This window comes from uncultured Nocardioides sp. (assembly GCF_902805925.1).
Classification (GTDB): Bacteria; Actinomycetota; Actinomycetes; order Propionibacteriales; family Nocardioidaceae; genus Nocardioides.
On the sequence record NZ_CADCUP010000074.1, the window covers coordinates 1 to 9,461 of the forward strand.

At 71.7% G+C, this 9,461-nt stretch carries 11 protein-coding genes and 1 tRNA gene; 5 read left to right on the forward strand and 7 right to left on the reverse strand.

Annotated elements, in window-relative coordinates; translation table 11 throughout:
* Positions 1 to 88: 88 nt before the first annotated feature.
* The gene (locus QZX64_RS05230) at positions 89 to 844 is read right to left on the reverse strand and encodes a DinB family protein (RefSeq protein WP_295657534.1); all 756 of its coding nucleotides are present in this window, start codon (positions 842 to 844) and stop codon (positions 89 to 91) included.
* A gap of 298 nt (positions 845 to 1,142) precedes the next feature.
* Between QZX64_RS05230 and QZX64_RS05235 the strand changes: the two genes are divergently transcribed.
* The 3 genes from QZX64_RS05235 to chrA are packed head-to-tail and all read left to right on the forward strand — an operon-like array spanning position 1,143 to position 3,498.
* Positions 1,143 to 1,661 carry a Chromate resistance protein ChrB gene (locus QZX64_RS05235; protein ID WP_295657535.1) on the forward strand — a complete coding sequence of 173 codons (519 nt, stop codon included), beginning with the start codon at positions 1,143 to 1,145 and terminating at the stop codon, positions 1,659 to 1,661.
* Complete coding sequence (locus tag QZX64_RS05240) at positions 1,658 to 2,092, forward strand: chromate resistance protein ChrB domain-containing protein (RefSeq protein WP_295657536.1); 435 nt, start codon at positions 1,658 to 1,660, stop codon at positions 2,090 to 2,092. Before QZX64_RS05235 ends, QZX64_RS05240 begins: the two co-directional genes overlap by 4 nt.
* Positions 2,093 to 2,136: 44 nt before the next feature.
* The gene (gene chrA, locus QZX64_RS05245) at positions 2,137 to 3,498 is read left to right on the forward strand and encodes a chromate efflux transporter (RefSeq protein WP_295657538.1); all 1,362 of its coding nucleotides are present in this window, start codon (positions 2,137 to 2,139) and stop codon (positions 3,496 to 3,498) included.
* A gap of 48 nt (positions 3,499 to 3,546) precedes the next feature.
* Here the strand turns inward: chrA and QZX64_RS05250 are convergent, their stop codons facing one another.
* Entirely contained in the window at positions 3,547 to 4,401 is an 855-nt protein-coding gene (locus QZX64_RS05250; RefSeq protein ID WP_295657540.1) for a hypothetical protein, read from the reverse strand.
* A gap of 1,219 nt (positions 4,402 to 5,620) precedes the next feature.
* Here QZX64_RS05250 and QZX64_RS05255 point away from each other — a divergent pair.
* Positions 5,621 to 5,965 carry a hypothetical protein gene (locus tag QZX64_RS05255; protein WP_295657541.1) on the forward strand — a complete coding sequence of 115 codons (345 nt, stop codon included), beginning with the start codon at positions 5,621 to 5,623 and terminating at the stop codon, positions 5,963 to 5,965.
* Positions 5,966 to 6,035: 70 nt separating this feature from the next.
* Here the strand turns inward: QZX64_RS05255 and QZX64_RS05260 are convergent.
* The 5 genes from QZX64_RS05260 to QZX64_RS05280 form a co-directional block, all read right to left on the reverse strand.
* Positions 6,036 to 6,124 (reverse strand) — tRNA-Ser (locus tag QZX64_RS05260).
* A gap of 10 nt (positions 6,125 to 6,134) precedes the next feature.
* Positions 6,135 to 6,575 carry a nucleoside deaminase gene (locus QZX64_RS05265; RefSeq protein WP_295657548.1) on the reverse strand — a complete coding sequence of 147 codons (441 nt, stop codon included), beginning with the start codon at positions 6,573 to 6,575 and terminating at the stop codon, positions 6,135 to 6,137.
* 268 nt (positions 6,576 to 6,843) lie between these two features.
* A complete protein-coding gene (locus QZX64_RS05270; RefSeq protein ID WP_295657542.1) occupies positions 6,844 to 7,491 on the reverse strand; it encodes an HAD-IA family hydrolase in 648 nt (215 codons plus the stop codon).
* A complete protein-coding gene (locus QZX64_RS05275) occupies positions 7,488 to 7,988 on the reverse strand; it encodes a tRNA adenosine deaminase-associated protein (RefSeq protein WP_295657543.1) in 501 nt (166 codons plus the stop codon). Before QZX64_RS05275 ends, QZX64_RS05270 begins: the two co-directional genes overlap by 4 nt.
* Entirely contained in the window at positions 7,985 to 8,647 is a 663-nt protein-coding gene (locus QZX64_RS05280; RefSeq protein ID WP_295657545.1) for an O-methyltransferase, read from the reverse strand. The genes QZX64_RS05275 and QZX64_RS05280 overlap by 4 nt, the downstream gene beginning before the upstream one ends.
* 11 nt (positions 8,648 to 8,658) lie before the next feature.
* Here QZX64_RS05280 and QZX64_RS05285 point away from each other — a divergent pair.
* On the forward strand, positions 8,659 to 9,461 hold an 803-nt coding region (locus QZX64_RS05285), incomplete at its 3' end, for a prephenate dehydrogenase/arogenate dehydrogenase family protein (RefSeq protein WP_295657546.1).

Here is a 9,461-nt window from a genome sequence, read left to right on the forward strand (position 1 = left end):
GACCTACCTGGGAGTCGTCGCCCGCGGTCTGATGTCCTGAGCCCACCAGCGGCGCCGCCGGGGGAGCACCGCCCGGGGCCGGTCCGGCTCAGGCACCGGCCTCCAGCACGGCGAGGTCGCGCACCGCGTAGCGGTGGTGCTCGGCCTCCTCCTTCAACACCACCTTGAGGCAGCGGCGCACGACGTACTCCTGGTCGGGGTAGGGCTCCGCCGGCTTGCGTCCGCACACCCGGTCGAGCTCGGTCTCGGTGAGCCCGCCGACGACACGCCGCATCGTGGCCATCCGGGCCAGCCGCGGTGCGAGCACCTCCTCGAGCGTCGGGGTAGCCTCCAGGGTGAGTCCCAGCTTCGCCGACTCCTCGGACGGCATCCCGCCGGCGGGGAAGCCCAGGGGGTGGTACGGCGCCTCCTCCTCGAGCACGGCATTGCCGAGCCAGGCATCGCTGGCGAACAGCAGGTGCCGCTGGGTCTCGACCAACGACCACTCGCCGTCGACCTGCTCGTGCAGGGTGGCCTCGGGCAACCGCTGGGCGCGGTCGAGCGTCGCCTCCCACAGCGCCTCGACGGCCTCCCAGGCGGCCCGGAAGTCCTCGGGCGAGGCGGCGTCCCGCGCCAGGACCCGCGTGGGATGCTGCCGGTCGAGCTCGGCCCGGACGTAGGCGGTCACGTCGACGTCGTTGACGACGACACGCTCGAAGTCGCCACCGAGGTAGACGTCGCTGCCATAGCAGTCGACGATCTTCAGACCGCTGGCCTCGCAGTCCCGGACCTCGAGGCCGGCGAGGTCACACAGGTGGATGCGGGCTCCACGGAACTGGTCGCTCCCGGTGTACGTCGCTGCCATCGCGGCAGTCTGCCGCACCCGCTCGGCTCATGCCACGTCAGCGCACGTAGACGCAAGCCGTGAAGCGGGGACTCGAGCTGGCGGCGATCAGGAAGCCGACCCTGCCAAGGAGCCGATAACTGACATTATGTCAACATGTGCGGATCGCAACCAGCGCCTCTCCCGGTATCCAGTGTCGCGGTCTTGCGTCAACCAGCCGTCGACCACAGCCCCACAGGAGCATCGGACACCACGACACCCTTCGGTAGTCGACCGGGATACTTGACTTCCAATCGCGTTGCTAGCACGGTGTGTAACCGTGGTTACGAAACACACCGGTGAAGCGCTCGACTGGGTCGTCCTCATCTACCGCGTCCCCCGCGAGCCCTCCTCACCGCGCATCGCGATCTGGCGAAAGCTCCGCGCACTCGGGGTCGCACAGCTCGGCGACGGCGTGGTGGCGCTTCCTGAGGACGCCCGGACCCGAGAGCACCTGGAGTGGGTGGCTGACCAGGTGGTGGATGCCGGGGGCACCGCGTTGCTCCTGCGCGCCCAGACGCTGGCACGGAAGGACGAACGGGCGCTCGCCCAGGCCATGTCGTGGGCACGAGCCGCGGAGTACAGCGACCTCGCTGACCGCGCCTCCCTCGTATGGGAGACGGGTCCGAGTGCCCCCGAGGTCGCCCGTGCCCTCAAGCGGCTGCGCAAGGACCTCCGCACCGTCCAGAAGCGCGACTACTTCCCGCCCGCCGCACGCGACGACGCGGTGGCGGCGATCAACCGGATAGCCGAGATGTCCGCCGCCGAGCCCGTCCCCACTCTGGGAGACCGACCGTGAGGTGGGCGACCCGCGCCGGAATCCACATCGACCGCGCCTCCTCCGCCTGGCTCATCCGCCGGTTCATCGACCCCGACGCCGAGTTCGTGTTCGTCGCGGACCCCGACGACGTGCCTGCCGATGCGACCCCGTTCGACATGCGCGGCGTCGCATACGGCCACCACGGCAACGACTGCACGTTCGAGACCATCCTGCGCCGCCACGACCTGGCCGACCCGGTCCTCTGGCGCATCGCCGCGATCGTCCACGAAGCAGACCTCGAAGACGACCGCTACGACGCCCCGGAAGCCCCCGGCCTCGACGTGGTCCTACGCGGCCTGTCCATGACCCAGGACGACGACACCGTGCTTGCTCTCGCCGGCCCGGTCTTCGACGGCCTCTTCGACTACTACCGGCGCAGCCTGATCCTCGGGAAGGACACCCCGACATGAGCACCAACCCCAACACCGGCCCAGACACCGAATCGGTTGCCTCGGTGGCAGAGAAGCACTCCCACGACGTGATTCCGCTGCGTGAGGCAACCAAGGCATGGTTCGCCATCTCGCTCCAGACCTTCGGCGGCCCGGCCGGACAGATCGCCGTCATGCAACGCACCCTGGTCGACGAGAAGCGCTGGATCGGCCAGCAGCGGTTCCTCTTCGCCCTCTCCTACTGCACCCTGCTCCCCGGGCCCGAAGCCCAACAGCTGGCCACCTACGTGGGCTGGCTCCTCAACGGCGTCAAGGGCGCCCTCATCGCCGGGATCCTGTTCATCCTCCCGGGCGTCGTGGCCCTGCTCGCCCTGTCCGGGATCTACGTCGCGTTCGGCGACACCACCCTGGTCGAGTCGCTGTTCCTGGGGCTCGCCCCAGCCGTCATCGCCATCGTCATCCAAGCCGTCATCCGCGTCGCCAAGAAGGGCCTCGGACACCCCGCCCTCATCGGCCTCGCCGTCGCCTCGTTCGTCGCCCTTGCCTTCTTCGCCGTCCCGTTCCCCGTCGTCGTCGGGTTCGCCGCCCTCATCGGATGGGCACTCGGCAAGGCCATCCCCAACCTCACCAAGCCCAAGAAGGTCGAGGCCGACGACGGCCCTGCCCCGCTCATCAGCGACGACGCCCTCCACACCGAACGGCCGTCCGGCAGGCGCGCCACATCCATCCTCGTCATCGGTCTGGTGCTGTGGTTCACCCCGGTCGCGATCGCTGCCCTCGTCCTCGGCCGGTCCAGCATCTTCGTCGACCAAGGCCTCTTCTTCTCCGGTGCCGCCGTCGTCACCTTCGGCGGCGCGTACGCCGTGCTCGCCTACGTCGCCCAACAAGCCGTCAACGTCTACGGCTGGCTCGCCTCCGGCGAGATGGTCCGAGGCCTCGCCCTCGCCGAGACCACCCCCGGTCCGCTCATCATGGTGGTCCAGTTCGTCGCCTTCGTGGGTGCCTACCGCGCCCCCGGCGACCTCAACCCCTGGGTCGCCGCCCTCATCGCCTCCCTGCTGGTCACCTGGGTCACCTTCGTGCCCTGCTTCCTGTTCATCCTCCTCGGAGCGCCCTACGTCGAACGGCTACGCGGCAACCGCACCCTCGCCACCGCCCTGACCGGCATCACCGCCGCCGTCGTCGGAGTCATCGCCAGCCTCGCCGTCTTCTTCGCACTCCACACCCTCTTCGACGACACCGACCGCGTCACCGCCGGTCCGCTCAACTTCGAGGTCCCGGTGCTCGACTCGATCCAGTGGGCGGCGCTCGCTGTCACCGCCCTGGGCTGCGCGCTCATCTTCTGGCGTGGCTGGTCCGTCCTGCGCACGCTTGGCGTCTGCGCGCTGGCTGGAGTGGTCTTAGGCCTCGGCCAGGCCGTCGTCTGAGATGGGGCTCCTGATCGGCACACTGGAACGCACCTCCCCTGCTCTGGGTCAGCCGGGCTGGAATCCGGCCTCCGTCGCCTCGGCGACCGTTGCGTCCCACGCGCGGTCGGTGGCGCTGATCGCGGCCCGGTTGGCCGCCTCGAAGTCGTCGAGCAGCGGAGCCAGCTCGCGTAGGCCCTGCTCGTAGCGATCTCTGCGGCACCGGTTGTCGGCTGCCAGCGCCTGCCTCTCGCGCTGCAGGTAGTCCGACCACGCCGGCGGCTCCTCGGTCCCGGGCAGCGGCGGGTACGGCATCTCGGCCGTCAGAGACCGGTACAGGCCCTGTCGTCCCTGCTCGCCGCCGGAGTCCTTGGCGTAGTCGATCCCCTCGGCGTCCATGCACTCGGTGTAGACGTCGATGGGGCCCAGCCGGCTGTCCACCTCGTGCACGAGCTGCTTGAACTCGTCCGTGAGCTCGGCGGCGCCCTCGGGCTGGCCCGGGATGTTCCCGAGGTCCACCGTCTCGGTGTCCCCGTCGTTGCACTTCGCCGACGCGGCGTTGAACGCGTTGCTGTAGACCCTGCCGTCCCCGAGCTCGGCCCGGCTCGACGCGGCGATCGCCCGAGCGTGCACCGAGGGAGGTCGGTTCAGCGCCCCCATCCACGAAGCCGACGTGGCGTCCGGCTCCCAGCCTGTCCACAATGGCAGGAACGTGAGGTCGACCGAGTGGCCAGCCGCTCGCATGCAGTCGGCGTAGCCCGCGTTGAGGTCCTTCCAGGTCAGGTAGTGCGACGCCTCACGCTCGACTGCATCGCCGCTGATGGACGCGAAGATCTCGTTGGCTCGAACCTCGACGGCGGAGGTGGCGACCGGGCCCGCGTCGGACGCAGGCTCCGCAGTGGGCGCGGTGCCACAGGCGAACAAGCCGAGTCCTAGCGGGAGCAGGGCCAGTACGACGAGAGCTCGACTGCGTCGAGTGACCTGTGAGTGCTCGGACGTTCGGATCAGTGCCGCAGCTCGGCGATCGGAGAGCTGTTCGTCCCACTCCCCTCCCGTGGTCAGGCTGCAATTCTCGCCCTCCGCCGCAGGCCGGATCGACGTGGAGGACAGCTGCTGGGCGGCGGAGCGGAGCTCGCGGTGCGTCATGACATCCCCTGGTCTGGTGTCGGCTCAGCGGCTCGCACCGGGTGTGTATGCAGAATGCTCCACGACCGTCACACTGCTGGACCAGCAGAAACGAAAGACCACCCAATTGAGGGTATATCCAGTCGCACTCGATTGACGGAACCGGATCCTCGGGCAAGGTCCTGGTCATCGGCCGCACGAAGCGTCCGTAGCGAGGCCATGAATTGCCAGCACCACGGTCGCCCTCGGGCTGGCGGGGAGCCTGAGGCGGAGAGCCACGCTAGCCCAAACGACCGAAAGCTGGTTCCCGTGTCCCATCGCTTCGCACCGAAAGCCGGCCGCCTGCGGCCGACCACGAAGGTCCTCCTCGGCGGAGGCATCACGCTCGCCGTTCTCGGCAGCCTGACCGCCGCACAGGCCGCAGTCCCCGCAGCCGACGGCACGATCACCGCCTGCTACATGCGATCCACCGGGGACGTCCGCATCATCGACGCCGCCAAGACCACCTGCAAGTACACCGAGAGGGTCATCACCTGGAACGAGCGTGGCCAGACCGGCCCCGCGGGCCCGCGTGGTCCCCAGGGCGCTACCGGCGCCAAGGGTGCGACCGGAGCGACCGGAGCGACCGGCGCGACCGGCGCTACGGGGCCCCAGGGCGCGACCGGAGCCACGGGTGCTGCTGGCGCCGACGGCCAGGACGGCGTCGATGGCCAGGACGGTGTCGATGGCCAGGATGGTGTCGATGGCCAGGACGGTGCCACGGGACCGCAGGGTCCCCAGGGCGAGACGGGTGCTGCCGGCGCGGACGGAGCCGACGGGACCAACGGTCTCGACGGCGCGGACGGCGCTGACGGTGTTGACGGGACCAACGGTCTCGACGGCGCTGATGGAGCCGACGGCGCTGACGGTGTCGACGGGACCAACGGTCTCGACGGCGCTGATGGAGCCGACGGAGCCGACGGAGTCGACGGAGCCGGAGGCGTCGGAGAGTGCTGCGGAGACGACCAGCGAGCAGCCGGTGACCGACGAAGCCCCGGCACCGGCCGACCCGCTGTCGGCGGCCAACATCACCGCCTTCCTGCAGGACTACCACCGGCAGGTGCTGACCGACCCCCGCGCGGCCTACGCCCGGACCGGTCCGACGCTGCGCGCCAACATCAGCGAGGACAACTACGTCGGCTACTGGAGCGACTTCTCCGACGTCCGGCTGAGCGACATCCAGGCCGTGGACGGGCGGAACACGGCCACCGCCGTCATGGAGCTCGTCTACGCCAGCGGCACCAGCGAGACCGGCCCGCACGAGTTCACGTTCATCGTCGGCGACGGTGGCCAGCTGATCCTGGACAGCGACTTCGCCGTCTGACGTCGCGTCCCCCGACGTCGAACGGCGGCGTCCCACGGGATGTGAACCGGGGGACGCCGCCGAACTTCTGTGGCGGTGGCGGTGGGATTTGAACCCACGGAGGGGGTTGCCCTCACACGCTTTCGAGGCGTGCTCCTTCGGCCGCTCGGACACGCCACCGCCGGAGAGACTACAGGCCCCGCTGAGCTCGGAAGAACGCGCGTAGCAGCGTGGCGGACTCCTCGGCCCGTACACCGCCGGTGACCTCCGGGCGGTGGTTGAGCCGGCGGTCGCGGACGACGTCCCAGAGGGACCCCGCCGCCCCCGCCTTGGGATCGTCGGCGCCGTAGACGACCCGGGCGACGCGGGCCAGCACGCTCGCGCCGGCGCACATCGTGCACGGCTCCAGCGTGACCACCAGCGTCGCGCCGGTCAGCCGCCAGCCGTCGCCGTGCACCTGGGGCGCGGCCCGCAGCGCCAGCACCTCCGCGTGCGCGGTCGGGTCACCGCGCTTCTCCCGCTCGTTGGCCGCCTCGGCCAGCACGGCACCGTCCGGACCGAGGACGACGGCACCGATCGGCGTGTCCCCCCACTCCTGCGCGGCGGCCGCCAGCTCGAGGGCGCGGCCCATCGCTGCGTGGACGTCGACGCTCACGGATGGCCTCCCCGGAACCTCTGCCTCTGGTCACAGCTGTCCGCAGAGGCAGAGCGCGGGGCGGACCGGCCGGTGAGGGGGACACCTTCCCGGAGGGTCGGTCTCTGCCCAGCAAGGTGGGCAGAGACCGACCGTCGTCCCCACACCCCATGGACCCCCGGGCACGTCCGCCGAGACTCTGCAGCTGCTCGCTCGGCGTGGGCCGAGGCAGAGCGGGCGCCGAGTGGGTGTGCCGCCGCCGAGGTCATCCCGGACCGTCCAGCGGGAAGCCGACCAGCTCCGACAGCTCGGCCAGCGCGGGGCCGGGCTCGACCACCTTGATCGTCGAGAAGCCCAGCGCCCGCGCCGGCTTGAGGTTGATGCCGAGGTCGTCCAGGTAGGCGCAGTCGGTGGCCTCGATCGGCCTGCCGACCGCCTCGGACAACCGGGTCAGCGCCCGGTGGTAGATCTCCGGCTCGGGCTTGCGTACACCCTCGACCGACGACTCCACGATCGCGTCGAAGAGCCCGAGCAGCTCACCGGTCTCCCCGGTCCGCTCCATCGGCGCCACGTTGTTCGACAGCAGCGCCAGCGGCAGGCCGGCATCCCGCAGCCGCCGGACGGCCCCCACCATCGACGGACGCAGCTCTCCGCGCAGCGCGGCGAGCACCCGCGAGGCGTCAAGCCGGTGCCCGAGCGCCGCGGCCTCCGCCTCGAAGGCCGCCGCGAACCCGGCGACGTCGAGCTCGTTTCGCTCGAACCGGGCCCAGGCGTTGCTGTCGGGGTCGGTGGAGTTCAGCCGCCGGATCAGCCCGTCGGGCAGCCCCGCCTCGCGCTCGTAGGCGGCGAAGGCCGTCATCGGGCTCTCCGTGAGCACACCGCCGAGGTCGAACACCACGGCCGAGACGGTCACGGCGCCACCGCCACGGCCAGCTCGTCGGCGAACCCGAGGCGGGCGGCGATCCGCTGCACCATCTCGTCGGCCCAGAGGTCGTCCGCGGTCACGATCGGGCGCAGGTCGTCCGCGGGCAGCCCGTCGTCGGCGAACACGTCGAGGTCACCCCCGGGCCAGCCCGACTCGTCGTCGTCGAACGCTCCTTCGGTGTCCACGCCGATGCCGTAGCGCTCCACCACCTCGGCGGCCAGCACCCACTCGAGCATCGTCGCGTCGGAGATCAGCGCCCGGACCATCCCGCCCGGTCCGTGCCGCAGCACGACGAAGTACAGCCGCGAGTCCACGACCAGGACGAACGGCGGCGGCCAGGCACCACGACCGGGCTCGCCGAGCGCCCGCTCGAGCACCGGCAGCTCGTCACCGGCGTCCTCGGCCAGCAGCTCCACCCGCCACCGCTCGTCGGACCGGCTGACCCGGACGGCGAAGCTCGACCGGGGCTCGGCGGCGCCGGTCATCGCTTGCGCAGGACGGTCAGGCCGTCGGCCAGCGGGAGCAGCACGGTCTCCCAGCGCTCGTCGGCGGCGAGGACCGCGTTGAGCGCGACGAGGGCGCGGTCGTCGTCGGACCGCGGATCGAGCACTCGCCCCGAGCGCAACGTGTTGTCCAGCAGCACCACACCGTTCGGCGTCATCCGGTCGTACAGCTCCTCGACGTAGTCGGCGTATCCGGTCTTGTCGGCGTCGACGAAGGCCAGGTCGAAGGTCTCCTCGGCCGGCAACGCCCGCAGCGCCGGAAGAGCCTCCCCCACGTGCAGGTCGATCCGGTCGGTCAGCCCCGCCTGCTCCCAGAACCGGCGGGCGACCGCCGTCCACTCCTCGCTGCGGTCCAGGCAGACCAGCCGTCCGTCGTCGGGCAGCCCGCGGGCGATGCAGAGTGCGGAGTACCCGGTGAACGTGCCGATCTCGATCGCCCGGCGGGCGCCGAGCGCCCGGGTGAGCAGCTGCATGAACGCGCCCTGCTCCGGCGCGATCTGGAAGGACGCCGGCGCCTCGCCCCGCTCGGCCATGGCCGCCGTCTCCGCCAGCAGCCCCGCGGCCACGGCGTCGGGCGCCTCGGACGACGCGCGGACGTACCCCGCAAGCTCGGGGGTGAGGAGGAAGGAACGGGGGGTCATAGCCTGTGATCATGGCCGATGCAGCACAGCCCGGCGCCGCCCCGGCCCCCGAGTTCCCCGTCCCGACCATGCCCGCCCCACCGGTCGGCGTCGTCGGCCTGGGCCAGCTGGGCGGCAGCCTGGCCGCCGCCCTGGTCGCCGCGGGACGGCCGGTGGCCGGCTGGGACGTCGACCCCGCCGCCCGCGACGCCGCGGCCGCGCGGGGGGTGCGGATCACCACCGAGCTGTCCGGCGTCGTCGTCCTCGCCGTCCCGCTGCCGGCCATGGCCACCGCGCTCGACGGCCTGGCCGTGGCCCCCGACGCCACGGTCACCGACCTGGGCTCGGTCAAGACCCCGGTCCTCGGCACCGTGGGCGCAGCGCTGGGCGGCCGCTTCGTCGGTGGGCATCCCATGTGCGGCACGGAGCGTTCGGGGCCGGACGCCGTCGACCCGGCGCTGTTCGCCGGCGCCCGCTGGGCGCTGTGCCTGGAGCCGGGCACGGAGCTGCCCCGCTGGCTGCGAGTGGCCGAGGTGGCGCTGGCCGTCGGCGCCGAGGTCGTGCCGGTGACCGCCGCCGAGCACGACGACGCCGTCGCCGCGATCAGCCACGTGCCGCACCTGCTGGCCGCCGCCCTTTCCGCCGCGGCAGCCGACGCCGGGCCCCTCGCCCTCGGCCTGGCCGCCGGCAGCTTCCGCGACGGCACCCGGGTGGCCGGCAGCGACCCCACGCTCGTGACGGCGATGGTCGAGGGCAACGCCGGGCCCACCTCGGCCGCGCTGGCCCGCGTGCAGGAGCAGCTGGCCCGGCCGTGGCCCGAGCTGGTGGCAGCCGG

Excerpts from the sequence above, each read along its gene's own strand:
- QZX64_RS05230 (WP_295657534.1), bottom strand. The coding sequence starts at position 844 with ATGGCAGCGACGTACACCGGGAGCGACCAGTTCCGTGGAGCCCGCATC.
- QZX64_RS05265 (WP_295657548.1), bottom strand. The coding sequence starts at position 6,575 with ATGGGCCGCGCCCTCGAGCTGGCGGCCGCCGCGCAGGAGTGGGGGGAC.
- QZX64_RS05275 (WP_295657543.1), bottom strand. The coding sequence starts at position 7,988 with ATGACCGGCGCCGCCGAGCCCCGGTCGAGCTTCGCCGTCCGGGTCAGC.
- QZX64_RS05280 (WP_295657545.1), bottom strand. The coding sequence starts at position 8,647 with ATGACCCCCCGTTCCTTCCTCCTCACCCCCGAGCTTGCGGGGTACGTC.